The 25,150-nt window shown below is 60.1% G+C and carries 24 protein-coding genes; 15 read left to right on the top strand and 9 right to left on the bottom strand.

Translation table 11 applies throughout. The features are described 5' to 3' along the window. Nucleotides 1-93: 93 nt before the first annotated feature. Both G5154_RS10275 and G5154_RS10280 read right to left on the bottom strand, forming a co-directional pair. Complete coding sequence (locus G5154_RS10275) at nucleotides 94-951, bottom strand: hypothetical protein (protein WP_421250770.1); 858 nt, start codon at nucleotides 949-951, stop codon at nucleotides 94-96. A 111-nt stretch (nucleotides 952-1,062) separates the two neighbouring features. Continuing rightward, nucleotides 1,063-2,286 (bottom strand): Nramp family divalent metal transporter, encoded by a 1,224-nt coding sequence (locus tag G5154_RS10280; RefSeq protein ID WP_421250771.1) that lies wholly within the window; start codon nucleotides 2,284-2,286, stop codon nucleotides 1,063-1,065. Between the two features lie 237 nt (nucleotides 2,287-2,523). On the opposite strand from G5154_RS10280, the gene rpsF reads away from it, so the two are divergent. The 4 genes from rpsF (at nucleotide 2,524) to G5154_RS10300 (ending at nucleotide 4,512) form a co-directional block, all read left to right on the top strand. Next, the gene (rpsF, locus tag G5154_RS10285) at nucleotides 2,524-2,910 is read left to right on the top strand and encodes a 30S ribosomal protein S6 (RefSeq protein WP_005308887.1); all 387 of its coding nucleotides are present in this window, start codon (nucleotides 2,524-2,526) and stop codon (nucleotides 2,908-2,910) included. A 30-nt stretch (nucleotides 2,911-2,940) separates the two neighbouring features. After that, a complete protein-coding gene (rpsR, locus tag G5154_RS10290) occupies nucleotides 2,941-3,171 on the top strand; it encodes a 30S ribosomal protein S18 (protein WP_005308890.1) in 231 nt (76 codons plus the stop codon). Between the two features lie 52 nt (nucleotides 3,172-3,223). Then, complete coding sequence (rplI, locus tag G5154_RS10295; protein ID WP_005340490.1) at nucleotides 3,224-3,670, top strand: 50S ribosomal protein L9; 447 nt, start codon at nucleotides 3,224-3,226, stop codon at nucleotides 3,668-3,670. Nucleotides 3,671-3,771: 101 nt separating this feature from the next. Then, nucleotides 3,772-4,512: a ferredoxin--NADP reductase gene (locus G5154_RS10300; RefSeq protein ID WP_421250772.1), complete on the top strand. Its 741-nt coding sequence runs from the start codon at nucleotides 3,772-3,774 to the stop codon at nucleotides 4,510-4,512. A 49-nt stretch (nucleotides 4,513-4,561) separates the two neighbouring features. On the opposite strand, the gene G5154_RS10305 is transcribed toward G5154_RS10300, so the two are convergent. Next, nucleotides 4,562-4,912 carry a hypothetical protein gene (locus tag G5154_RS10305; protein WP_042053367.1) on the bottom strand — a complete coding sequence of 117 codons (351 nt, stop codon included), beginning with the start codon at nucleotides 4,910-4,912 and terminating at the stop codon, nucleotides 4,562-4,564. 19 nt (nucleotides 4,913-4,931) lie between these two features. Next, nucleotides 4,932-5,228, bottom strand: a complete 297-nt coding sequence (locus G5154_RS10310; protein WP_040067567.1) for a hypothetical protein — start codon at nucleotides 5,226-5,228, stop codon at nucleotides 4,932-4,934. 255 nt (nucleotides 5,229-5,483) lie between these two features. Here G5154_RS10310 and G5154_RS10315 point away from each other — a divergent pair, with 255 nt between their 5' ends. Continuing rightward, the gene (locus G5154_RS10315) at nucleotides 5,484-6,494 is read left to right on the top strand and encodes a Preprotein translocase subunit SecY (RefSeq protein ID WP_421250773.1); all 1,011 of its coding nucleotides are present in this window, start codon (nucleotides 5,484-5,486) and stop codon (nucleotides 6,492-6,494) included. A gap of 53 nt (nucleotides 6,495-6,547) precedes the next feature. Here the strand turns inward: G5154_RS10315 and G5154_RS10320 are convergent, their stop codons facing one another. Then, a complete protein-coding gene (locus G5154_RS10320) occupies nucleotides 6,548-6,715 on the bottom strand; it encodes a hypothetical protein (RefSeq protein WP_005308905.1) in 168 nt (55 codons plus the stop codon). A gap of 56 nt (nucleotides 6,716-6,771) precedes the next feature. Between G5154_RS10320 and G5154_RS10325 the strand changes: the two genes are divergently transcribed. From G5154_RS10325 to gshA, 4 genes are all read left to right on the top strand, one after another. Continuing rightward, complete coding sequence (locus G5154_RS10325; protein ID WP_421250774.1) at nucleotides 6,772-7,749, top strand: NADP-dependent oxidoreductase; 978 nt, start codon at nucleotides 6,772-6,774, stop codon at nucleotides 7,747-7,749. A 79-nt stretch (nucleotides 7,750-7,828) separates the two neighbouring features. Next, nucleotides 7,829-8,266, top strand: a complete 438-nt coding sequence (locus tag G5154_RS10330; RefSeq protein ID WP_101531118.1) for a YqaA family protein — start codon at nucleotides 7,829-7,831, stop codon at nucleotides 8,264-8,266. A gap of 27 nt (nucleotides 8,267-8,293) precedes the next feature. Then, complete coding sequence (locus G5154_RS10335; protein ID WP_421250775.1) at nucleotides 8,294-11,107, top strand: M16 family metallopeptidase; 2,814 nt, start codon at nucleotides 8,294-8,296, stop codon at nucleotides 11,105-11,107. Nucleotides 11,108-11,168: 61 nt separating this feature from the next. Continuing rightward, nucleotides 11,169-12,767, top strand: a complete 1,599-nt coding sequence (gene gshA / locus G5154_RS10340) for a glutamate--cysteine ligase (protein WP_421250776.1) — start codon at nucleotides 11,169-11,171, stop codon at nucleotides 12,765-12,767. A gap of 81 nt (nucleotides 12,768-12,848) precedes the next feature. On the opposite strand, the gene G5154_RS10345 is transcribed toward gshA, so the two are convergent. Further along, nucleotides 12,849-14,639, bottom strand: coding sequence for an AMP-dependent synthetase/ligase (locus tag G5154_RS10345; protein WP_421250777.1), 1,791 nt, complete (start codon nucleotides 14,637-14,639; stop codon nucleotides 12,849-12,851). Between the two features lie 227 nt (nucleotides 14,640-14,866). Between G5154_RS10345 and G5154_RS10350 the strand changes: the two genes are divergently transcribed. Beyond that, nucleotides 14,867-15,370 carry a hypothetical protein gene (locus G5154_RS10350; RefSeq protein WP_421250804.1) on the top strand — a complete coding sequence of 168 codons (504 nt, stop codon included), beginning with the start codon at nucleotides 14,867-14,869 and terminating at the stop codon, nucleotides 15,368-15,370. Nucleotides 15,371-15,407: 37 nt separating this feature from the next. Here the strand turns inward: G5154_RS10350 and rimI are convergent, their stop codons facing one another. Together rimI and G5154_RS10360 are read right to left on the bottom strand one after the other, a co-directional pair. Continuing rightward, nucleotides 15,408-15,857 carry a ribosomal protein S18-alanine N-acetyltransferase gene (gene rimI / locus G5154_RS10355; protein WP_421263929.1) on the bottom strand — a complete coding sequence of 150 codons (450 nt, stop codon included), beginning with the start codon at nucleotides 15,855-15,857 and terminating at the stop codon, nucleotides 15,408-15,410. 111 nt (nucleotides 15,858-15,968) lie between these two features. After that, nucleotides 15,969-16,394 carry a DNA polymerase III subunit psi gene (locus G5154_RS10360; protein ID WP_421250779.1) on the bottom strand — a complete coding sequence of 142 codons (426 nt, stop codon included), beginning with the start codon at nucleotides 16,392-16,394 and terminating at the stop codon, nucleotides 15,969-15,971. Nucleotides 16,395-16,707: 313 nt separating this feature from the next. On the opposite strand from G5154_RS10360, the gene G5154_RS10365 reads away from it, so the two are divergent. From G5154_RS10365 to G5154_RS10385, 5 genes are all read left to right on the top strand, one after another. Beyond that, nucleotides 16,708-18,321, top strand: a complete 1,614-nt coding sequence (locus G5154_RS10365) for an ATPase RavA domain-containing protein (RefSeq protein WP_421250780.1) — start codon at nucleotides 16,708-16,710, stop codon at nucleotides 18,319-18,321. 9 nt (nucleotides 18,322-18,330) lie between these two features. Further along, nucleotides 18,331-19,785, top strand: coding sequence for an ATPase RavA stimulator ViaA (gene viaA / locus G5154_RS10370; protein WP_421250781.1), 1,455 nt, complete (start codon nucleotides 18,331-18,333; stop codon nucleotides 19,783-19,785). A 204-nt stretch (nucleotides 19,786-19,989) separates the two neighbouring features. Then, on the top strand, nucleotides 19,990-21,837 hold the full coding sequence (locus G5154_RS10375; protein WP_421250782.1) for a diguanylate cyclase: 1,848 nt from the start codon (nucleotides 19,990-19,992) through the stop codon (nucleotides 21,835-21,837). 219 nt (nucleotides 21,838-22,056) lie between these two features. Then, the gene (prfC, locus tag G5154_RS10380) at nucleotides 22,057-23,643 is read left to right on the top strand and encodes a peptide chain release factor 3 (RefSeq protein ID WP_005341267.1); all 1,587 of its coding nucleotides are present in this window, start codon (nucleotides 22,057-22,059) and stop codon (nucleotides 23,641-23,643) included. Between the two features lie 56 nt (nucleotides 23,644-23,699). After that, nucleotides 23,700-24,176: an ASCH domain-containing protein gene (locus G5154_RS10385; protein WP_421250783.1), complete on the top strand. Its 477-nt coding sequence runs from the start codon at nucleotides 23,700-23,702 to the stop codon at nucleotides 24,174-24,176. Between the two features lie 43 nt (nucleotides 24,177-24,219). Here G5154_RS10385 and G5154_RS10390 read toward each other — a convergent pair whose 3' ends face one another. Further along, nucleotides 24,220-25,134 carry a bifunctional helix-turn-helix transcriptional regulator/GNAT family N-acetyltransferase gene (locus G5154_RS10390; RefSeq protein WP_421250784.1) on the bottom strand — a complete coding sequence of 305 codons (915 nt, stop codon included), beginning with the start codon at nucleotides 25,132-25,134 and terminating at the stop codon, nucleotides 24,220-24,222. Nucleotides 25,135-25,150: the final 16 nt, after the last annotated feature.

Here is a 25,150-nt window from a genome sequence, read left to right on the forward strand (position 1 = left end):
TGACGGGCGTTGAGGGGCATGATGATGCGCCCTCTTTGCGATACTTCTCTATTGCCAATTTGGGCGTTAGCCCTGAGTGGTCAAGTCTGCGACTCAGGCGCCGGTTGGCGTGACCCGGGTCAGCATGGCAAAGCCCTCTTCCACTTGAGTGAGCTGTACCTTGGCCTCCCCCAACTCGGCGAGCGAGGCAACATGGGTGCCGCCACAGGGGATGGTGACCTCCTGGCCTTCCAGCATGCAGTGCCAGTAACGGGAATCGATGATCGCCTCGCCAGCGCGGCTACGGCGGATCTCGCCTCCGGCTGCAATCCAGTCGGCCAGTTGCTGGTTGACTTTCTCTTCAATCAGCGCCAGATCTGCCAGCAGCGCCTCGCTGTTGACCCCTTTCTTGCGCAGGCTCTTGCCGATGCGGTACTGCTCCCGCGAACCGCAAGGCTCGACCCGCGAGCTTTGAATAGCAAGACGATCGAAGTCGGGCTGGCCCAGTGCATCGCGCTCGCTTACCTCCTTGCGCCAGTAGGGGATGAGTACCCTGTTGAGGGCTAGTGCCGCCAGATGGCAGCCACTATGGCCCTGACTCAACGCGTGGCGGGCAGCGCTATCCACTTGCAATTCGACCTGGCTGCCAACGGCTAGCGCGTGGTCTCCGGTCAGCGGGTGGACCACCACGAAACGCCACCCCTCTGCGCCCCGCTTGACCGGAATCGCAGTATCGACGAACAGCTCGCCATCCGGGCTGATGGCCCCCATCCGGCAAGGGCCAATGGCGGTTTCGCCCCCTTCCCAGCGAGCATGGCCCACATCCCCCGGCTGATCGGGCCAGAGGTGGCTCTGGGGATGAAAGGGGGTGAGGTCGGTGACCAGCAGCGTGGTGTCACCGCGCTGGCAGCAGACCACGCTGGCCTGCTCTTGATGATGGCCCAGTACGAAGCTGGCTCGGGTATGTTCCATGGCAAGGCTCCCGCAACGATAAATGAGAAGAGAAAGCGGCAGCATACGCCAAAGTGCGAAGAGGCTCATTAACCAGAGTTAATGAGCCTCTCTTCTCGGTTTTACGGTTCGCTAGATCATGGCGACCAGCAGATAGGCATTGAGCCCGATCACCAGTGCAACGATAAGGCGGCCGACGGCTTGTGTGACCGGATGGTTGCGATGTTGCCCCATCAGCGCCCGATCGCCGGTCAGCATCAACAGCGGGATCAGGGCCAGCGCGATGCCAAAGCTCAGGATCACCTGACTCAACACCAGAATTTCGGTGGTGTTGAGTCCCATGGCGATTACCACGAAGGCGGGAGCCATGGTGATGGCGCGACGCAGCCAGAGCGGGATGGTAAAGCGGACAAAGCCCTGCATCACCACTTGCCCGGCCAGGGTGCCCACCACGGTAGAGCTGATACCGGAGGCGACCAGCGAGAGGCCAAACAGGGTGGCTGCAGCCTGACCCAGCAGCGGAGTGAGGGTCTGGTAGGCGGATTCCAGCTCCGCCACCTGCTGGTAGCCCGAGCTGTGGAACGCGGCGGCCGCCATCGCCATCATCGCCAGATTGACGAAGCCGGCGATAGTCATGGCAATCGCCACATCGACCCGGGTGGTGTGCAGCCGCTGGCTGACCGAGCCCTGATCCTGCGTGTGCTGGGTCAGTGCCGAGTGCAGGTAGATAACGTGGGGCATCACGGTGGCACCGAGCACACCGGCGGCCAGATAGACGGCATCGCTGTTGGGCAAACCGGGGAAGAGGGCCCCTTCCAGCAGGCTGGGCAGATGGGGGCGGGAGAAGATCAGCTCGACGATGTAGGCCGCCGCGACAAACAGCAGCAGGCCACCGACCACGAATTCCAGCGGTTTCTGACCACGGGATTGCAGCATCAGGATCCCCCAGGTCACTACGGCGGTGATACAGGCTCCTTCAAGCAAGGTCACGCCAAGCAACAGCTTGAAGCCGACGGCGGCGCCGATAAATTCGGCGAGATCGGTGGCCATGGCGATGATCTCTGCCTGCACCCAGTAGGCCCAGACCGCCGGTTTCGGCAGTCGGTCGCGGATGTGCTCCGCCAGATTCTTGCCGGTGACGATGCCGAGCTTGGCCGAGAGGGTCTGCACCAGCATGGCCATCAGGTTGGCCCATACCACCACCCAGAGCAACTGGTAGCCAAAGGTAGAGCCCGCCTGAATATTGGTGGCGAAGTTGCCCGGGTCGATATAGCCGATGGCGGCGATAAAGGCAGGCCCGAGCAGGGTCAGTTTGAATTTGCGGGCTGGAATCGTAGTCGTCAGTGCGGGTTGCATGGCATCACCCTCCATAAGGATATGGAGAGAGAGTAGATCTAAGTGATAATTATTATCAATTGTTGTTTCTGATGATTTCCATCGGGAAAAACATTTAAGGCGGTCAGTTGCAGTGAGGGATGTGATTTCGTACAATACGCCGCCCTATAAAAGCAGCGACTAAACACCTTTATGTTCCTTGCCTCCGAGGTCTGGCTGCACCTGGGCGGAGGCTGAATTAATCCGTAAGGAGCTAAAATGCGTCATTACGAAATCGTCTTCATGGTTCATCCGGACCAGAGCGAGCAAGTTCCCGGCATGATCGAGCGTTACACCGGCGCCATCACCACCTCCGGTGGTACCATTCATCGCCTGGAAGATTGGGGCCGTCGTCAGCTGGCTTACCCGATCGACAAACTGCACAAAGCCCACTACGTTCTGATGAACGTAGAAGCAGAGCAAGCCGTTATCGATGAGCTGGAAACCAACTTCCGCTTCAACGATGCCGTTATCCGCAACATGATCATGCGCACCAAGCACGCCGTGACTGAAGTTTCTCCGATGGCCAAGGCCAAAGAAGAGCGCTTCACCCGTCGTGACGACGAGCGCCGCGAAGAAGCTACTGAAGCTGCTTCCGAAGAGTAATTCTGGATCACTGACTAGAGGATAAAGGCCATGGCACGTTATTTCCGTCGTCGTAAGTTCTGCCGCTTCACCGCCGAGAACGTTACCGAGATCGACTACAAAGATATCGTTACTCTGAAAAACTACATCACTGAATCTGGCAAGATCGTACCGAGCCGTATCACCGGTACCCGCGCCAAGTATCAGCGTCAGCTGGCACGCGCCATCAAGCGTGCTCGTTACCTGGCTCTGCTGCCGTACACCGATCTGCACAACAAGTAAGAATCGGCCCGGCACTTAAGCCTAACTCAACGAAATTTATAGAGGAAAGGTAATGCAAGTTATCCTGCTCGACAAAATCGCCAAACTGGGCGGTCTGGGTGACCAAGTTTCCGTGAAATCTGGTTATGCCCGTAACTACCTGATCCCGCAAGGCAAAGCTGTTATGGCCACCAAGGCCAACATCGAAGCTTTCGGTGCTCGTCGCGCTGAGCTGGAAGCCAAACTGGCTGCCAACAAAGCTGCTGCTGAAGAGCGTGCTGCCAAGCTGGCCGAACTGGCTACCGTGGTTATCGCTTCCAAGTCTGGCGACGAAGGCAAGCTGTTCGGTTCCATCGGTACCCGTGACGTGGCTGAAGCCATCACTGCTGCCGGCGTAGCCGTTGCCAAGAGCGAAGTCCGCATGGGCAACGTTCTGCGTAACACCGGTGACTACGAAGTTGCTGTTCAGCTGCACGCTGACGTTAAAGCAACCGTACAGATCCAGGTTGTTGCCCTGTAATAGCGATTCGCTTTTGCAGAAAAAACCCGCGCACTTGCGCGGGTTTTTTATTTTCCGGCCCGGGGGTAGAGTGAAGGTCTGTTCCACTGGAGGAGATCTTTATGGCTTGGGTAGAAGGTCGCGTCATCGAACGCATCGAATGGACACCCACTCTGTTCTCCCTGCGGGTAGCGGCCGAGCTGGCTCCCTACAAGGCAGGCCAATTCACCAAGCTGGCCCTCGAGCAGGGCGATCGCCGCATTCAGCGCGCCTACTCCTTCGTCAATCCTCCCTCTGCGCCATATCACGAGTTCTATTTGGTCGAGATCCCGAGCGGTGAGCTGACTCCGTCCCTCGGCTCGCTGCAAGCAGGTGACACCCTGCTGGTACAATCCCAGGCCACCGGCTTTCTGACGCTGGATGAGGTGCCCGCTGGGCGCGATCTCTGGCTGCTCTCGACCGGCACTGCCGTCGGCCCCTTCCTCTCCATGCTGGCCGATGGCGAGGCCTTCAACCGTTTCGAGAATCTGGTGCTGGTGCACGGGGTGCGTAAAGGCGAAGAGCTGAGCTATCAGGATTTGATCGCCAGCTTTGCCGAGCAATATGGCGAGCGCTTTCGCTATGTCCCCTTTGTCAGCCGCGAGCCCTGGCACGATGCAATGGCAGGGCGGATCCCGGCGGCGATTGCCAATGGTCAGTTGCAGGCTAGAGTGGGGTTGGAGTTCTCACCCGAGCTGAGCCAAGTGCTTATCTGCGGTAATCCGGAGATGGTGAAAGAGACCCAGCAGACCTTGCTGGCGCTGGGGTTGGCCAAGAATCTGAGGCGTGCGCCGGGCAATATCAGTGCGGAGAATTATTGGTAAAACAATCAGCACAGGGGCACCAGGCCCCTGCTGCATCAGGAGAGGGCGTTCAGTTCTTCTTGCCGTTACCCTTGTTTTTATCCTTCTGTTTGTCGTGACCTTGCCCCGGGTTATTGCCGCTGTGGATGCTGCGGTTGTAGTGATCCCGGTACTTGCCATCCATCTTGTCGCAGTTGAGTTTGATCCGGCTGTCGCCAATGCCAAGATCCAGACAGTTGTCCTGCCACCAGTCGTACTCCTTGTCATCCCAGTCGAGATTGATCTTGATGTCATCACCGGAGATCTTGATGCCATCGCTATTTTTGCTTGGCGGTGCCGCAACCGCGATGCCGTGCGCCATGAGCAGGGAAAGCAGCAGGGCGCCGCGCCGGATAACGGGGTTGTGTTTAGCTTGGGTCATCGCAAGGGTACTCCTGTTGTTACTGGTCGCTCTGCGAGTTGGCTGGGACCTGGTTGGTTTTCGGTGGCTGGTTGCGATTCTCTTCATCTTCCAGATTGAATTTGACCGCCTTGCAGTCGACGGAGGAGGTCTCCCCGATATCCAGAGTGAGGCAGTCGTTCTGGGTCCAGCCGAACTGTTTGTCATCCCAGTCCAGATTGAATTTAAGCTCATCGACGGAAAATTCGGTGCCACCGCTCTCTGGATATTGCTGTGTCGCAGCGGCGCCGCCGGTAACCAGAAGAAGGGAGAGTAGCAAGGTGGTCGTACTGTTCATGATGGCCTCGGATAATTGCAACGGTGGATGAGTGTACGGATCTGGGCTGAACCCGGGCGGAATCGCACCTCATCTCACCAGATGATCAAGTCAGGGAGGAATTGTATCGCTTTTCTGCTGCCGATTTGTCCGTTTTGGTCGCACTCTGGGCAGCTGGTTGCCAATCTGAAGGAATTCAGTCATTTGCCCTTCTCTGTGCGAGTCTGGCGACTATAATCGGCAGCCAACTTTTCCTGCACAGCACACCCCTTCATCATGACCACACAGGACTCCTCCACACAGCGCTACCCCAAGGGGTGGTTCGCTCTGACGACGGTATACAGTTTCACCGGGTTGGCCATTCTGGCTTCCATTATCTTCTCCCTGCTGCTGTTCCTCTCCATCGATGACAACCCGCTGATGAAGTGGCTGTTCGGCGGCTTGGCCATCATCTTCGAGCTGGGCAAGTTTTACGTCTGGTACGAGTACGGCGAGCGCAAGGCGCGGCGGGATTTGAGTGGCGCTTTCTGGTCGCTGTTGTTCTACAGCGTGCTGGCTGCCATCTCCATCGGCGGCAGTATTGGTGGCATCAACAGCGCCACCAACACGGTACTGAGCCAGCAGGCGCGCCACGAGCGGGAACTCGCCCGTTTCGACGAGCAGATCGCCAGCATCGAGCGGCAGATCCAGCTCAACGAGGAGGCGGCCCGCAAATATATCGAGCTGGAGCGCATCTCCAGTGGCGTCTCCTCGTTGCAGCACGCCAATACCAAGCTGCGCTTGCAGCAGGATGAGCTGCGTCAGCAGCGCGATGCCAAACCGGTCAACGAACAATCCTCCATGCTGGGGTTGATGAGCAGTCTGGCGGACGGGGTGGGGATGAGCATCAGTCAGGTGCAGTTCCTGCTGGTCTGCTTCCTCTCGGTGTTGCTCGACGTGTTCGGTGCCTTTTTCGTCAGTCTGATCGGCGAGGAGAACCGCTTTCGCCGGATGTGGCGCTGGCAGCAGGATCAAGCTCGCAGAGAGGCGCAGGAGGCGTTGGCGATGGCTGCCCAGCCCGAACCCATCATGCCCCCAGAGCCAGCCCCCGAAGTGCTGGAGCAGGTGCGCGGTGCGCTGATGAGTGGTGAGCTCAAGTGCAGCAAGCGCTCGGTGGCGCAGGCTTTGTCACTCTCGTTGGAGGAGGTGGATCGGGTGTTCCACCACCTGCTGTCGCAGGGGGTGCTGGGGCAGGGGAGCAATCGCCACTACTACCTCAATCCGGCGCTGGAGCAGCAAGCCGGATAGTGAGAAGGCCACCGAAACTCGGTGGCCTTTTTCGTTATCGAGTGGCTTGGCACTCAGTGAGTCAGCACCATCATCAGGCTGAGGAAGGCGGCTAGTCCGCCACCGATGCCGATGATCCAGTAAAACCCCTTGGCCCCCTGTTTGAGCGGGATGCGGAAGTAGAGCAGAAACGCCCACCACCCCAGTGCCAGCAACAGAGGAATAAGAAACATTCGAGCCATGGTGTCCTCGCTGTTATTCTGTTGACCCTTGATCAATCAACAGGATGGATTGTGCAATGACGCAACTACAGATTACCGCATTCGGTGACCCCTCGGTACTCAAGCTCAACCCTTCCCTCGATAAGGTGCCAGCCGATGGCGAAGTGCGGGTGCGCATCTGCTTTGCAGGGGTTAACCCCATCGATGCCAAAACTCGCGCCGGTCTTGGCTGGGCGGCGGCCCAGAACAAGGACAAGCTGCCCTGGACACCGGGTTATGACGTCTCCGGCGTGGTAGAGAAGGTGGGCCCCGGCGTGACCTCGCTGGTCGAGGGGGATTTGGTGTGCGGCATGGTCGGTTTTCCTCTTACCGCCGGTGGCTACGGGGAGTCTGTGGTGGCAAGCGAGAGCGAGCTGGTCAAACTCGACGGGGTGAGCCTGCAGCAGGGGGCGGCGCTGCCGCTGGCCGGTCTCACCGCCTGGCAGGGGCTGCTTGAGCACGGCGGCCTCCAGAGCGGTCAGCGGGTATTGATCCTCGCCGGTGCCGGTGGTGTCGGCCATCTGGCGGTGCAGTTTGCCAGCGCCTATGGCGCCGAGGTGGTGGCTACCGCCAGCCCGGACAACCATGGCTTCCTGCACGCACTGGGGGCGCGCTGGATGGTGGATTACCACGATGCGAACTGGCCGGCACGAGTGGTGGCAGAGGCCGGTCAGGTCGATCTGGTGCTGGATCTGGTGGGCGGCGAGAGCGGCAAGGCGGCGCTGGCCTGCGTCAAGTCGGGTGGTCGCTTGGTGACTGTGCCTACCATTACCGCCCAGTTGATCAAGGATGCTGGGGCTGCGGCGGGGATCGAGGTGGTCGGCATGCTGGTTCACCCCGACCAGAAGCAGCTGGGGCAGATGTTGATGCTGCTGCGTCAGGGTGAGGTTAAGGTTACCCTCGCCGGTGAATTCCCCCTGGCCGAGGGGGCGCTGGCCCATCAGGCCATCGAAGGGGGCCATGTGCGCGGCAAGCTGCTGCTACGGATGCCTGCGGCCGATGGCTATCCCGGATGAGCGAGATGATGGAGATGGCACATGGTGTGGCTGTTATTGAGCGCCTCGCGTCCTTGCCTGGGGGGTGGGGACGCGCATCATGAATGAGTTAATGGAGATGGGGCTGGGGTGGCTCTTTTTAAGCGCCTTTACCTCCGCCACCCTGCTGCCCGGTAGCTCCGAAGTGCTGCTGGGGGCCATGGCGGCCAAGGGGGAGTGGAGCATGGCGAGCCTGCTGCTGTGGGCGACGCTGGGCAATACCCTCGGCTCCATGACCACCTGGTGGCTCGGCTGGCTCGCCACCTTCAAGAAAAAACCGGAAGATTTTCAAGGCCGTGGGGAACAAAAAGCCTTAGGCTGGCTCAAACAACATGGTCACTGGTGTCTGCTGCTTGCCTGGACGCCGGTGGTCGGTGATGGTCTCTGTCTGCTGGCCGGTTGGCTGCGCCTCTCCTTCTGGCGCTCTCTCATTCTGATCGGGCTCGGCAAATTGTTCCGTTATGCCCTGGTTTTTCTGCTGGCCAGTCACATTTTCTAGCCTGTTTTTGTCACTCACGAGGTTACCGTGAACAAAGTCATACCTTTAACGATTCTGCTGGGCTTCACCCTGCCGGTGCTGGCGGCACCGACCCTGATTGCCGAACAGGGCAAGGAGGAGGGCAAGCTCGCCATCCCCTACCAGATGTACAAGCTGGACAACGGCCTGACCGTGATCCTGGCCCCTGACCGCTCCGATCCGCTGGTGCACCTCGATGTGACCTATCACGTCGGTTCATCCCGCGAGACTGTCGGCAAGTCCGGTTTCGCCCACTTCTTTGAGCACATGATGTTCCAGGGCTCGAAACACGTCGGTGATCAGGAGCATATGCGGATCATCAACGAGGCCGGTGGCGACATGAACGGCACCACCAACAAGGACCGCACCAACTACTACGAGACTGTGCCTGCCAACCAGTTGGAAAAAGTGCTCTGGCTGGAGGCGGATCGGATGGGCTTCCTGCTCGATGCGGTGAGCCAGAAGAAGTTCGAGATCCAGCGCGCCACCGTCAAGAACGAGCGGGCCCAGCGGGTCGACAACCAGCCGTACGGGTTGGTGAGCGAGAAGGTGGGGGAGGCGCTCTATCCGCGTACTCACCCCTACTCCTGGCAGCCTATCGGTTACGTGGAAGATCTCGACCGGGTCGATGTGAACGACCTCAAGCAGTTCTTCCTGCGCTGGTATGGCCCCAACAACGCCACCCTGACTCTGGGCGGCGACTTTGACAGCAAGCAGGCTCTCGAATGGATCGAGAAATACTTCGGCTCCATCCCGCGCGGCCCGGACGTGGCCGAGCCGACGCCAAGGCCGGTGACTCTGCCCGAGACCCGCTACGTGACGTTGCAGGACAAGGTGCACCTGCCGCTGCTCTATATCAGCTACCCCACCGTCTCCCTTGGTGATCCGCAGGAGCCTGCGCTCGACATGTTTGCCGACGTGCTGGGCGGTTCCGCCAGCTCCATGCTCTACCAGTCGCTGGTGAAAACCGGCAAGGCGATCGATGTGGGGGCGTCTCACTACTGCGAAGAGCTGGCCTGTACCCTGACCGTCTACGCCTATCCCAATCCGTCGCAGGATGGCAGCCTCAAGACCCTCAAGGGGGAGGTGGACAAGGTGATCGGCGAGTTCGCCCAGCGCGGCCTCAAACCGGAAGATCTGGAGAAGGCGATCGCCAAGTACCGCGCCTCCGCCATCTGGGGTCTGGACAGCGTATCCGGCAAGGTGAGCCAGCTCGCCATGGGTCAGGTGTTTGCCCAGGACCCCAACTATGTGTTCAAGACCCTCGATGCCATCGGCAAGGTGACACCGGAGCAGGTGAAGGCCGCCTACGACAAGTTCATCGCCGACAAGCCGGCGGTGGTGCTGAGCGTGGTGCCCAAGGGCAAGACCGAGTGGCAGGTTGCCACCCCGAACTTTACTCCCGCCAAGCGCGAGCTGCCGGATTACAGCAAGCATGACGAAGCGCTGGCCGAACGACCGGTTAAAGACAATTTCGATCGCAGCGTGCAGCCCAAGGCGAGTGAGGCGGTGAGCGTCAAGGTGCCCGCCATCTGGCACGGCAAGCTCGACAAGAACATCGAGATCATCGGCACCAAGAGTGACGAGATCCCGGCCGTCTCCATCATGATCGCCCTGCCGGGCGGTATTCGTGCCGAAGATAAGGGGCAGCTTGGGCTGGCCAATCTGACTGCCGCCATGATGGGGCAGGGCACGGTGCGCCTGACCGAGGCTCAGCTGAGCGACGAGCTGCAAAAGCTGGGCTCAAGCATTGATGTCTCCAGCGCCCAGTACAACAACCTCATCACCGTCAGCTCGCTGGCGGACAAGTTGCCCCAGACCCTGGCGCTGGTGCGCGAGGTGCTGGAGCGCCCGGGCATGCGGGAGGCGGACTTCGAGCGGGTCAAGGCGCAGCTGCTGCAAGGGATGCAACAGGCCCGGCAGCAGCCCGAGTGGCTGGCCGGGCAGGCGTTCCGCGAACTGGTCTACGGCAAGCAGAACCGCCTCGGGCAACCTACCGACGGGGTACCGGCCGATGTGGCCAAGCTGACCCTGGCGGACGTGAAGCACTTCTATCAGGCCTACTACAACCCCACCAACGCCAAAGTGGTTGTGGTCGGTGATGTGGACCAGAAGCAGATCGAGGAGCAACTTGGCTTCCTGACCGAGTGGAAGGGGGCAACGCCAACCCTGGGGGATCTCAAGCTCAAGGGTGAGCAGGCCAAGCCGGGCATCTATCTGGTCGACAAGCCGGGGGCGCCCCAGTCGGTGATCCGCATCGGTCGTCGCGCCATGCCGTTTGATACCACGGGGGATTACTTCACCGCCGGGCTGATGAACTTCAACCTGGGTGGTAACTTCAACAGCCGCATCAATCTCAACCTGCGGGAAGACAAGGGCTACACCTACGGCGCCAGCTCGGGCTTCTCCGCCAACCGCGAGGTGGGCACCTTCGCCACCGGTGCCAATGTGCGGGCCGATGCAACCGTGGATGCCATCCGCCAGTTCCTCAAGGAGATGGACAACTACCGCAAGAGCGGCCCGACACCGGTGGAGCTGGCCTATATGCGCAGCGCGGTCTCCCAGCAGGATGCCCTCTCTTACGAGACCTTGGGCCAGAAGGCGGGCTTCCTGCTGCAGATGGTGATGTATGACCTGAAACCGGACTATGTGCAGGCCCAGAACAACCTGATCAAGACGGTGTCGCCCGAGGCGCTAAAGGCCAGTGCCGCCCGTTGGCTCAATCCGGCCGATATGGTGATCGTGGTGGTGGGAGACAAGCAAAAGCTTGAAAAACCCCTGAAGGAGCTTCATCTTCCCATCTATCCGCTGCAGTTGCCGTAACTGACGCTTTATAAAAATCAAGAGCCGCCCCGGATGGGGCGGCCTCACATGAGCCGTGAATATGACTACAACAAGCTTGTCGCTCACCGAGTTGCTGAATGCGTTGGGATCACCGGAGCGCCTGACCGCGCTCAAGGGGATCCGGCGCGGGATCGAACGTGAATGCCTGCGCATCACGCCGGATGGCCGACTCGCCCAGAGTGACCATCCCCGGGCGCTGGGCTCGGCCCTGACCCATCCCAATATCACCACCGACTACTCGGAGAGCCTGCTGGAGTTCATCACCCCGGCCACCGACTCCATCGATAGCCTGATGGAGCAGCTCGGCGATATCCATCACCATGTGATTCAGCATCTGGGTGACGAGCGGATTTGGCCGCTCTCCATGCCCTGCTTCGTCGGTGGGGAAGAGAGCATCCGGCTGGCCCAGTACGGCAGCTCCAACATCGGCAAGATGAAGACTCTCTACCGTCAGGGCTTGAAGAACCGCTACGGCAGCCTGATGCAGGTGATCGCCGGGGTGCACTTCAACTTCTCCATGCCCGACAGCTTCTGGAGCGAGTGGCAGGATCTGGTGTGCGAAGGGTGCTGCAGCCAGCGCTTTATCTCCGACAAGTACATGGGGCTTATTCGCAACGTCTACCGCTTCGGCTGGCTGGTGCCCTATCTGTTCGGCGCCTCCCCGGCCATCTGCGAATCCTTCCTCAAAGGGCGCAAGAGCAACCTGCCGTTCGAGAAGACCGGCAAGGGCACCCTCTATCTGCCTTACGCCACCGCGCTGCGTCTCTCCGATCTTGGCTATACCAACAGCGCCCAGGCTGGGCTCAAGATCAGCCACGACAATCTGCCGGCCTATGTCAGCAGCCTGCGCCGCGCCATTAACACCCACAATCCCGACTTTGCCAAGATCGGGGTCAAGGTGGATGGGGAGTATCGTCAGCTCAACGACAACGTGTTGCAGCTGGAGAATGAGCTCTACGCCCCGATCCGCCCCAAGCGTACTCCGCGCAGCGGCGAGAAGCCTTCGGATGCGCTGGATCAGCGCGGCATCGAATACATCGAGCTGCGTACCGTGGACGTCAACCCCTTCACCCCGCTCGGCATCGATGCGGATCAGATCCGCTTCTTCGATCTGTTCCTAGTCTGGTGCCTGCTGCGCCCCTCTCCGGTGCTGAGTGACGAAGAGATTGCCCGCAACCGCCGCAACCAGAACAAGGTGGTGCTGGAGGGACGTCGTCCCGGCCTGACGCTGGAAGATGAGCAGGGCAATGCCATTGGCCTCAAAGAGTACGGCCTTAAACTGTTTGACGAGCTGGCTCAGGTGGCCGACCTGCTGGATCGCTGCTGTGGCCGCAACCGCTATCGCGAGACGCTGGCGATGCACCGCGAGAAGCTGCTCGACCCCGAGCTCACCTACTCCGCCCGCATGCTCAGGGAGTTGCTGGAGAGCGGCAAGGACAACGGCTGCTATGGCGACAAGCTGGCTACCCGCTATCGGGAGGAGCTGCTGGCAGGGGAGCTGCAATACTGGGATGAAGCCTACTTTGCCGGTGAGGCGAAGGATTCGCTGGCCAAGCAGCGCGAACGCGAGCGCAGCGACAGCCTGTCGTTCGATGACTTCCTGGCCGACTACTTCGGAACCAGTACCCCCACGGCCTGAAGGCTGGTTCATACCAACCAAGGTGCCAACAAAAAGCCGCTCGAGTGAGCGGCTTTTTGATTTCTCTGAACCTGAGCGATATCAGACGTGGTTATACATGGCCTCGATTTCGCTCTGGTATTTTGCCTCGATGATCTTGCGGCGCAGCTTCATGGTGGGGGTCAGTTCACCCAGCTCCATGGAGAAGGCGCTCGGCAGCAGGGTGAACTTCTTCACCTGCTCGAACTTGGCCAGCTCTTTTTGCAAGTCGGCGATGCGGGCCTCGAAGAACTCCATCACCCGGGAGTGGCGCAGCAGCTCGGTCTTGCACTGGTACTGCAGGTTGATGGAGCGGGCGTACTCCTCAAGCGACTCGAAACAGGGGACGATCAGCGCCGAGACGAAGTGGCGGGCATCGGCGACGATGGCGATCTGCTCGATAAAGCGATCCTTGCCGATGGTCCCTTCCACCAGCTGCGGTGCTACGTACTTGCCGTTGGAGGTCTTCATCAGCTCCTTGAGGCGCTCGGTGAAGTAGATATTGCCCTGGCTATCGAGCTCACCGGCATCGCCGGTACGCAGGAAGCCATCCTCGGTCATCACTTCTGCGGTCGCGTCCGGCTTGTTGTAGTAGCCGCGCATCACGGTGGGGGAGCGCACCAGCAGCTCGTTGTTCTCACCCAGCTTCACCTCGATGCCGTTCAGTGCCGTGCCGATGGAGCCCAACTTGAACTGGCTGTCTTCGTAGCAGCAGACAGTGGCGGTGGTCTCGGTCATGCCGTAGCCGTACTTGAGGTTGAGCCCCATCGCCTGGAAGAAGAGGTTCACATCGTCGGCCAGGCGGGCGCCCGCCACTGGCAGGAAGCGGGTGCGGCCGCCAAAACGGGCGCGCAGCTTGCGAAACACCAGTCGCTCGGCGAGCCAGATCTGGCCGTAGAGCAGCGGGGAAGCGGACTTGCCCGCCTGACGGGTGGCAACCATCTGCTTGCCGACCTTGGTCGCCCAGCCAAACAGGGCGCGCCGCAGAGCCGGAGCCTGAGCGACTTTGGCCTGGATCATGGCGTAGGCCTTCTCGTAGAGGCGCGGCACGGCGCACATTACGGTCGGCTGCACCTCGCCAATCACATCCATCACCTTCTGTGGATCGCGGATATAGACGTTCTCGGCACCGCAGTAGAGCACGTAGTAGCTCCAGGCCCGCTCGAACACGTGGCTGAGCGGCAGCATGCAGAGCGACACATCCTGCTGATTGAGGTCGAGGCGGCTGTTGTGCATCTCGAAACAGGCGGCGATGTTGCTGAAGTCGAGCATCACCCCCTTGGGCTCGCCTGTGGTGCCGGAGGTGTAGATCAGGGTCAGCAGATCATCCATCCGGTACTGGGTTTCCCGCTCGCGCAGCTCCTGCTCGCTGGGCTGATGGTTGCCGGAGACCAGAAATGTCTGGAAGTGACTCGCCTGCTCGCAGCCGCGCAGGTTGACGCTGCCATCGAGGGCAATGAGCTGGCGGATCTCGCCGCTTTCAATCAGTTGCAGCGCCTGATCGAACTGAGGTTGCTCGCCAACGAACAGCACCTTGATGCCGGCATCTTTGACGATGTAGCGCAGCTGATCGAGTGTGCTGGTGGGGTAGATAGGGACGCTGACGCCGCGGGCGGCAAGGATGCCGAGATCGGCCTGGGTCCACTCCGGCATGTTGCGGGCATAGATGCCGACCATTTCGGTTGGCTGGTGGCCGGCACGGATCAGCGCCTGTGCGCAGTAGTCCATGGCCTGGCCCAGAGTACGCCAGCCGATGGCGCGCCACTGGCCATCTTGCTGAACCCGCAGGGCAGCCTTGTTGCCAAGCTGGGAAATACGTTCACGCATCAGTCGAACCAGATGAAGCTTCGGCATCAGTTAAACATCCTTTAATTACAGTTGTACGCCCGCGAGGGCACTAAAAATCGGGCTAGAGTTTAAACTCCAACATTACGGCTTACAAGTGTTCGCCGTTTGTCTTGGATCACAAAGAGCGCAAATAGCTCTCCCTTTGCGCAGACTGGCCGATACTGCTAGGAGGCAGAGAGAGGGTTAACGATATGAATCTGTGGGTGAAAGGGGCGTTGGCCGCGGTCGGGCTGATGGTGGTGGGGGGCGCTGCGTTTTGGTTCTTTGCCGGAACGTCATCACAGGGGCCCGCCAATCCCTGGTATCAGGGGGCCGAGGGGTATCAGCAGGCGCAGCAACAGGCGCTGGCACTGGGCTATCCGCTGCTCTATGTGCTGGAGACCCCCAAGTGCCGCCGCTGCAGCGATCTGGAGAAAAAATTCTGGCAGAGCAAGGAGATGGCTGGTCCGCTTGCCCGGCTGGTCAAGGTGCGGCTCAACCCGGGCAAGGGGGATGGCAGCGAGCAGATCCTGCGCCGTTTTCCCAAGGTCGCCACACCGCCTGGCATCTATATCCAGCAGCCGGGTCAACCCCTTAAACCGATCAAGATAGTGGTGGATATACAGCAGATCTGGATGCCCGGGAAAACCTGGCAGCGGGGCTTCTATATGCCGCTTTCTGCCGCCGGATTCGAGGCGGTGGTTCATACCACTCTCGCCTTGCAGGATCCGACGCTGGACAATGCCCCCCTCGATTGAAGAGGGCAAGGTGCCTGAGTGCGATGAACAGGCAGGATCAGCCGAAATCGAACAGCCGTGACATCAGCACCGCATCTTCCCGATCATTACCGGTGCCGTAGTAGTCGGCGCGTCGGCAATACTCGGCAAAGCCGGCACTCTCGTAGAGGTTGATGGCGGTCTGGTTGCCAGCCCGCACCTCGAGGAACCAGGCCTGTGCCCCGGCTTGCTTGCTGCGAGTCAGGTAGGCTTGCAACAGTGCCCTTCCCAACCCCTTGCCCTGACATTCGGGATGGACACAGATGTTCATCAGCGAACTGTCTCCGGCTACCAGATCCGAGATATAGAAGCCGGCCGGGCGACCATCGACCAGCATCAAACCGTTGAGATAGCGAGGACCGAAGCAGGAGAGCAGGTTGGCCTCACTCCACGGCTCCTTGTGGGCAGCCTGCTCGATGGGGTAAACAAGGTTGAAATCGGCTTCGAGCAGGGGGTGAAACTCAGGCATGGTGACTCCGGGTAGCTGAATAGGGGATGTCTCGGGGTTGTCAGACACAACTTTTGTAAAATCAGGTAAATAGAGCTGCTTCAGTGAGGATGTTGAAGGCAGGATGCAGGATCATGCCGTGGAACTTGCCATATGTCGGCGCAGTTGTTGCCACAAGGCTCGCTTTTGCGCGGCGCTGGGGTCTAGCGGACAGATCAGCGCATCGGGTCGTTCCGGGTTGGCCTCCGTCAGCCAGAGTAGCGGCGAGGCGCCCGCCGTTTGCAGATCGGCAGGCGGCAGCTCGCTGAGCAGTGAGACCTCGTCGGGGGTCATGCCGAGCAACTGGCAGATATCCGCCAGCAGCGTGGTGGCAGGCAGCTGAGGTGCCAGCAACCAGAGTTTGCCGCTGGGCAGCGGGGCGCTGGTGGCGGGGGCTGTCTGGCTGGTATGTTGCTCAAGCTCTCGAGCGGGGTCTGCGCCCAGCAATGCCGGACGACGCAGTTGCCAGCTTTGAATGCCCATGCGGGCCAACATGCTCTGACGAACGGGATCTTGCATTTGAGGCGACTCACTCTTGATCTGCATTGGGGAAAAATGTGTTGCGCAGGGTACACTCGAACCGCTTTTGCTGCACCCTTTGCAACGCATCATCTGGCGCATGCTGGTATGGTGCCATCAGGACACTGGCTATGCATGGGCGCAACACGATGTCTATACGGTATCACGCCGACCTTGGTTTTTTTCCTGCCAGAGGCGGGTATTGTGCGGCAAGAGATACCAGAATAACCATCATAACCAGACAAAACCCTGTGGCGAATAGATGGATATCACGCCTTGGGGTCATCATTATCCCAGCTTCGGAACACTCTCTATGTCGCCTTTAGCTCAAGCCCAGAACCCTGCGCGTCTTATTCCTATCCAGGAGCGCCTGCCCCGGTTGCTTGCCGCCCTCGGTGAGGGACTCTACGAACGGCAGGATGCCCTGCGCCTCGGTCTGCTGGCGGCCCTCAGTGGCGAGAGTGTCTTCTTGCTGGGGCCACCCGGTATCGCCAAGAGCCTGATCGCACGCCGCCTCAAGCTGGCCTTTCACGACGCCCGCCACTTTGAATACCTGATGACCCGTTTCAGTACGCCGGAGGAGGTGTTCGGCCCCCTCTCCATTCAGGCGTTGAAAGAGGATGGCAAATACCTGCGCCTCACCGCTGGTTATCTGCCAGAGGCCGAGGTGGTGTTTCTCGACGAGATCTGGAAGGCGGGCCCCGCCATCCTCAACACCCTGCTTACCGCCATCAACGAGCGACAGTTTCGCAACGGCGACAGCCAGCACCCCATCCCGATGCGGTTGCTGGTGACCGCATCCAACGAACTACCGGCGCCGGATAGCGGGCTGGAAGCGCTTTACGACCGGATGCTGGTGCGGATCTGGATGGATCGGGTGCAGGAGAAAGCCAACTTTCAATCCATGTTGGCCAGCGATGGTCACGCCCACCAGAACTTGCCGGAATCCCTGCAGATCCGGGGGGATGAGTACGAGCAGTGGCAGAGCCAGATTGAACAGGTGCGCCTGCCGGATGCCTGTTTCGAACTCATCTATCAGCTGCGCCAGCAGCTCGACAGCCAGTTGGCCCACCGCTGCTATGTGTCGGATCGTCGCTGGAAGAAGGCGGTACGGCTTATCAAGGCGAGCGCCTTCTTCAACGGTCGTGACGAGGTCGCGCCGGTAGATCTGCTGCTGTTCAAGGACTGTCTATGGCATGACGAGGAGTCCCGCACCGCCCTGCTGGAGATGATGACCGAGTTTTCCCGTCTCTACGGCTATCAGCAACTGGCGATGACCCGTCAGCTGCTGGCGCTGCGGGATCAGTTCAAACAGCTCAAACAGAGCGTGGCCCAGCGCCTTTGCACAAAGGCCCGCCAACGCAAGCAGTGGTTTGGCCGGCGGGCCCGGGGTATCGAGATCCCGCTTGCCAATGCCAGACCCTTTGGCAAGCAGGTGCATTTCCATCTGCTCACCCCGGCGCCGCTGGATGGCAGCGATCCCGAGCGTCTTACCCGCACCTTGGTGTTCGATCGCACCCTGCTCTCCCACTGGCGCCCCACCGGTGAGGCGCTGGTGGGTTATGAGTTCGGCAACCCGAAAGAGGGGCATTACGAGCTGGTGCTGGACGATGAGCTACGGCTGCAGGTGCTCGATATCCAGCGCCAGCAGATCCCGTTGGTATTGATGGAGCGCAACGCCATCCCTGAGGTGGTGCTGGCGCCCTGGTTGCAGTCGCTCGACGAGCAACTGGTCCAGGTCGGCAAGGTGATGCAGGAGCTCAAGCAGCAGCGCAGCCTGTTCGAGCGTCATCAACAACACCTCTTTATCGCCTCACGCTGGCTGCAGCAGGTGGAAGATAGCTTCTTCGTGCTGAACCGGGATCTCGAACTGCTGCGCAGCGAGCTGACCCAGTGGCGCGAGCGGTTGCCAAGGCTGGACGAGTAAGGAGCGCTCATGCTTGAGATCGGCATGCTGGATCTGGGCCTTCTCATGGGGGAGGGAGAGCTGGCGGGAGAGGTGGTGGCGTTGCTGGCGGCCTCGCCCAAGATTTCCGAATTTATCAAACGCTCCCCGCTACAGGGCAAGCTGTTGAAAAAGCGCCTGCAGAGCTGGGGCGAGCAACTTGGTGAGGAGATCCGCCACAAGCCGGTGCCGGTGGCGCTGGAGCAGGAGTACCTGCTCTATCAGGCGCACCGGCAACTGCCGATGACCGAGCTGATTGGTCGCCTGCCCGGCCTGCTGGAGTCGCTGGAGCAGTACAGCCCCTTCGCCGGTGAGGCCAGATCCTTGGTGCGTCAGCTGACGGCCCACCCCACCGAAGGGCTGCGCCAGCTCTTTATCGACAAGTGGCGCGCCAGTCTGGTGGGGAGCCTGTTGCAGTTGCAGCAGCAGATCGCCGAAGCGGAGCGGGAGAAGCAACGTCAGGAGATTGAAGACCAGCTGCTGGCGAGCCGCACCCTGGCCGATGCCCTCGACCCCAACCAGATCTCCGCCGGTGGTTTGTGGGATCTGGCTCAGGGGCACTGGCACAAGCGCAGTCTGGTGCTGGTCAAGCAGTACGCCCGCATGTTGCAGCGCGAGCCCTTGCTGGCGGAGATTGCCGGTCTGCTCGGGCGCAGCGAGCGGGATCGGCGGGCGCAGGAGCAACCTGTGCCGCCGGTTCAGGTGCTGGAGCTGGAACCGGCACCCAGCGATGATGTGCCCGACGATCTGGTGGGCATTCATCAGGCGAGCGACCTGATGCGGCTGCTGCCCAGCGAGGCAGTAATGCTGGGGCTGCCTGAGCTGGAGCTGGAGTTTTACCGTCGCTATCTGGAGCGGCGTCTGCTCAGCTATCAGTCGCGGGGTACCCTGCCGCGCCAGCGCATCATGCTGCGTACCCCGGAGCAGGGGGGCAAACAGCTGCAGCAGCGCGGTCCCTTTATCGTCTGTGTCGATACCTCCGGTTCCATGGGGGGCTACCCCGAGGAGTGTGCCAAGGCACTGTTTCTGGCGCTGCTCAAGGTGGCGATGGATGAGAAACGCGGCTGCTACCTTATGCTCTTCTCTACCGAGGTGGCGACCCTGGAGATCACCGCCGATACCGGACTGGACAAGGCAGAACGCTTCCTTTCCATGAGCTTTCACGGTGGTACTGATCTGGTGCCCTGTCTCGAGAAGGCGCTGGTCAAACTCGATGAGCCCGCTTTTGCCAAGGCGGATGTGCTGGTCATTTCCGACTTTATCGCCCAGAGCCTGCCCCACGCCTTGCTCGATCAGATGAACCGCTATCGTCAACGCCAGACCCGTTTTCACGCTGTTGCCATGTCCCGTCACGCCAAACCGGCACTGCTGCGGGTTTTCGACAACAGCTGGTTGCTCGATTGTGGTCTGCGCGGTCGGCTGCTTCGGCGATGGCAGCATCATTAGTCACCGGGATGGGGCAGCTCATCTCTTTTCTCCCTGCATCCCCATCTTATTCCAACATTATGATATCCCTGTGAAATGTGACCAGGTAGCCATTCGAAATATCTCTCCTTGCGGTAGCCTATATAGCCATTGTTACAGGGGACAAGAGAGTGATTTTCCAGTATCGGCTTGCCCGGTGCTCTTTCCCATTGATCCGGAGTGTGTATGAGCCGACTTGCCTTGCTGCTGTTGCTGGCGGTATTCGGGCTTGCAGCCAAACCCTTGTCACCCGAGCAGTTGGAAAATGAACTGGAGGGGATGGAGCGTGCCCACCAACCGATAGCGTTGTTGCGGGAGCGTGTAACTCGCTTGCTACAAGATGACAGCGCCTATCCGCCGTCACAGCTAATGCGGATCCACCGTCTGGCTTGCTGGACGCAATCTGCCGATGACATTCTGGCATCTCGCCGTGCGATTGCGTATGCCGACAGCCAACTGGTGCAGGCTCAAAAACAGGAAGATGACGCAGCCATTGCAGAGTTGCTCATCTGTCGTGGCTGGTTCAATCAGCTACTCGGCGAGGTGGCACAGGCTCGTCGTGATTACGATGAGGGGCTGCGGGTGGCAGGGGAGGCTGCCCTACCCAAGCTGGAGGCGCTAGCGCTGTCCCACCGGGGAGCCATGTTGTCGTTTCAGGGGGCGTCAGGGCAGGGGCTGGTGGATCTCACTAGGGCGCACGACATCTACGAACGGTTGGGATTGACCACCTGGTATAACCGGGCGCAGCTCGAGATTGCCGCCGCGTTTCGTCGCATGGGCCTCTATGCCGAGGCGTTTACCACCCTGAATCGATTGCATGATCACTTTGCTCACAGCCATGACGAGTTCGGTCTGGTGAGGATGAGAGAGCAGTTGGCTCTGGTTTATCTGGAGACGGGACGCTATCAGGAAGCACAAAATGAGCTTGAACATAGTCTCGCTTTCTTGCATCAGCCCGAGTACCGGATTGAACATGCGGATCGTCAGGTGATGCTGGCGGAGGCTCTGCTCGGTCTGGCACATACGAAGGAGGCCAAGCGCTTGCTGGTGCAGGCTGCTGGCGTGCTCACTCCTGACGTAGACCCTATCCTCTACGCCCATCTCGAGCTGGTGATGGCTAAATTACAGGTGAAAATACGGGAGCCTGCCCCGGCCCTGAGCGCGCTGGAGAAGATTGAACCGATCCTGGAAGCTGAGGGGCACACTCGTTACTTGATGGACCTCTATGCCGTCCGAAGTGGTGCATTCGAGTTGCAAGGGGACTATCCGGCGGCATTGGCGGCGCTCCGAGAGCATCTGGCACAGGAACAGCGTCTCGACCAGATGCAACGAGAGCAGAGTACCGCCTGGGTGCGCGGCCAGTTTGAACTGACCCGCCAGGCGGAGGAGAACAAGCGGTTGCGGGTCGAGCAGCAGTTGCAACAGCATGAGCTGGCGCGGATCAAGGAGCGTCGCTTTTGGTTGCTGGTGGTGATGGTGCTCTGCGGGGGCGTGGTTTTGCTGACGATGAGATGGTTGCTTGAGCGCAATCGGCGAATGCATCGGTTGGCCTTTACCGATGAGCTGACCGGTATCGATAACCGGCGTCGGGTGCTGGTGGATGGTCGTGAACATTTTGAGCTGGCCCGCAGACAGCAAATGCCCTTTTCACTGTTGCTTTTTGATATCGACCACTTCAAGCGGATCAACGATTTGCTGGGGCATCATCAGGGAGACCGGGTACTGCAGTGGGTATCCCGAATGGTGGCAAGAGAGTTGCGGCAGCAGGATCTGTTGGGCCGCACCGGCGGAGAGGAGTTTTTGGCGCTGCTGCCGGAGACGGGGCTGGAGGAGGCGTCTCGTGTGGCGGAACGGATCTGCTCCAGGATCGGTCAACGGGCGTTGCCCGGTTTGTCTCATCCGGTGACCATCAGCATCGGGTGTGCTTGCCTGCGCGATGATGATCAGGATCTGGCCGCGTTGATCCGTCGTGCAGATGCTGCTCTCTACCGCGCCAAGGGGGCTGGGCGCAACCGGGTGGAAACAGACAACTGACGGACTGGGTATTTTTCACCCGTACGGGTATAATGCCGCGCAATTTTGCTTTGACTCAGGCGAGAAGACCCATGTAACGCAACCCTCCTCCCTCTCTCCACCAGGTTGGCAACACGCCAGCTGGCGTGGCTTTCGTTGCGTATACATGTGCCGTGAGCGGCATTCCGGATTTATTCCCACGGTGGCTGATGCCACCGCTCAATAGAAGAACGTTGAATTATGTCAGCTGAATTTCTGAGTGAAGTCTCCAAGAGACGCACTTTTGCGATCATTTCGCACCCGGATGCGGGTAAAACCACCATCACCGAGAAAGTCCTGCTGTTCGGACAGGCCATTCAGCGCGCCGGTACCGTCAAGGGCCGTGGCTCGGGCCAGCACGCCAAATCCGACTGGATGGAGATGGAGAAGCAGCGTGGTATCTCCATCACCACCTCGGTGATGCAGTTCCCCTATGCCGACTGTCTGGTCAACCTGCTCGACACCCCGGGTCACGAGGACTTCTCCGAAGATACCTACCGTACCCTGACCGCGGTCGACTGCTGCCTGATGGTCATCGATGCCGCCAAGGGTGTTGAAGACCGGACCCGCAAGCTGATGGAAGTCACCCGTCTGCGTGATACCCCCATCCTCACCTTCATGAACAAGCTGGACCGCGAAGTGCGCGATCCGATGGAAGTGATGGACGAGGTGGAGCGCGAGCTGAAGATCATGTGTGCCCCCATCACCTGGCCGATCGGTTGTGGCAAGTCCTTCAAGGGGGTCTATCACCTCTACAAGGATGAGACCTATCTGTATCAGAGCGGTCAGGGCCACACCATCCAGGAGAAGCGGGTGGTCAAGGGGCTGAACAACCCGGAGCTGGATGCCGCCGTCGGCGAAGATCTGGCCCAGCAACTGCGCGACGAGCTGGAGCTGGTGCAGGGCGCCTCTCCCGAGTTCGATCACGATGCCTTTATCGCTGGCGAGATGACCCCGGTCTTCTTCGGTACTGCGCTGGGTAACTTCGGTGTCGATCACATGCTGGATGGCCTGACCGACTGGGCGCCGGCACCCATGCCGCGCAAGGCCGAGAGCCGCGAAGTGGTAGCGACCGAGGAGAAGTTCTCCGGCTTCGTGTTCAAGATCCAGGCAAACATGGATCCGAAGCACCGCGACCGCATCGCCTTTATGCGTATCGTATCAGGCACCTACAGCAAGGGCATGAAGATGCGCCACGTGCGTATCGGCAAGGATGTGAACATCTCCGACGCCGTTACCTTCATGGCCGGTGACCGGGAGCAGGCGGAAGACGCCTTCGCCGGCGACATCATCGGTCTGCACAACCACGGTACTATCCAGATCGGCGACACCTTCACCCAGGGTGAAGATCTCAAGTTCACCGGTATCCCGAACTTTGCACCGGAACTGTTCCGCCGCATCCGCCTGCGCGATCCGCTCAAGCAGAAGCAGTTGCTCAAGGGGCTGGTCCAGCTCTCCGAAGAGGGGGCGGTACAGGTGTTCCGTCCGCTGATCAGCAACGATCTCATCGTTGGTGCGGTCGGTGTGCTGCAGTTTGACGTGGTGGTTTCGCGCCTCAAGAGCGAGTACAACGTCGAGGCCATCTACGAGGCGGTCAACGTCTCCACCGCCCGCTGGGTGGAAGGGACCGACGTCAAGAAGTTCGAGGAGTTCAAGCGCAAGAACGAGGTCAACCTGGCCCTCGATGGCGGTGACAACCTCACCTATATCGCGCCGACCATGGTCAACCTGCGCCTGGCCCAGGAGCGCCACCCGGACGTGGAGTTCCGCCAGACTCGCGAGCATTGATACTGCTTACCGAATCCCGCCAGATGGCGGGATTTTTTATCTATCAAGGAGAGATGATGGCTGAATCGATGAATCCCGCCTGCTCGGCTCTGGTTGAGCGTTATCTGTTATCCCTACCCGTTGAAGCACGAGTACGCCATGTGTCTGCTGACTACTTTTGTGCTGATGAACACAATGCCAATCTTTGTGCCGAGCTGGTGGCAGCAGGGCGCAAGCGAGCGACCTGTAGCCTCGCTTACTGGTATCTGGAGAAGGGCGAGCGGATGCCGGAACAGGGTGACTTGCTGGTGGTAACCGACTGGAGTGGTCACCCCAAGGCTCTGGTTGAGCTGGTGTCAGTCACCTTGTGTCCATTCGATGAGATTGATGCTGCGTTTGCCGCCGAGGAGGGGGAGGGCGATGGCTCTCTGGCCTGGTGGCGCAAAGCGCACAAGGCATTCTTCGAATGCGAGATGAAGGCGGAAGGGGGCGAATTTGATGAGCACGCCACGCTGGTGCTGGAGCGATTCCGGGTAGTGGCGCTGCCGCAGTAAACGAAGCGGCAAGCAGGGAAGACTCCTGCTTGCCGCTATCACTTTAGAGCGCCAGGTCTAACACCATGCAGATCTCGCAATCCCCGTGGCCGGTGCAGCCAAGGGGGCCGGGCAGGTGTTCAAAGCCCAGTGATTCATAGAGGCTGGTGGCTTCGCGCAAGACCTCGGTCGTTTCCAGATAGCAGCGCTGATAACCAAGCGCACGCGCCTCGTCCAGTGCCTGCAACACCAGCCGCTTGCCAAGACCCAGTCCGCGCAGGGCGGGCATAAAGTACATCTTCTGCAGCTCGCAGACTCCCTCTTCTCCCGCCAATGGTGCGATACCGCCACCGCCGAGGATGGAACCGTCCGGCCCTTCGATAACCCAATAGCGGCTCTTTTCCCCCTGATAGCTCTGGGAGAGGGTGTCGAGATTGGGATCCGAGACGCCATATCCCTTGTCGGCGGTGAGCCCATATTCAGCCGAGACGGTGCGGATAACGGTCGCGATGTGAGGGTTGTCTGCTTCTGTGATAGGGCGAATATGGTAGCCCTGCTGGCGGCGAGCGCGGGAGAGGGCGCTGCGGTAGAGCAGCATGCCGCTCCACAGCTGTTCGCGCTCGGATTGGCTCAGCTGCGCCAGCATCTCTTCCATCGCCCCGTCCATCTCCCGATGCAGCGTCAGCAACATCGCCTGCCCCTCGGCAGTGAGGCGGGCCTCCTTGCTGCGGCCGTCGGAGGGGTGCGGGTGCCAGCTGATGAGATCCCGCTCGGCGAGGCGCGCAAGCGGGCGGCTGGCGTTGGATTTGTCGATGTGCAGCTTTTCTGCCAGCTGCTGGTTGGTGGCCGGGGCGTTCTCCAGCTCGATCAGCAGGTGAGCCTCGATGGGGGTGAGGGCCAGATTGCCGCACTGCTGGGAGAGCATGCCGAGTTCGCGAACCAGATCGCGCGACAGGGCGCGCAGGGGACGGGGATCCATATCGTGGTTTCCTTTT

This window comes from Aeromonas sp. 600527 (assembly GCF_049175415.1).
GTDB classification, from domain to species: domain Bacteria; phylum Pseudomonadota; class Gammaproteobacteria; order Enterobacterales; family Aeromonadaceae; genus Aeromonas; species Aeromonas veronii_A.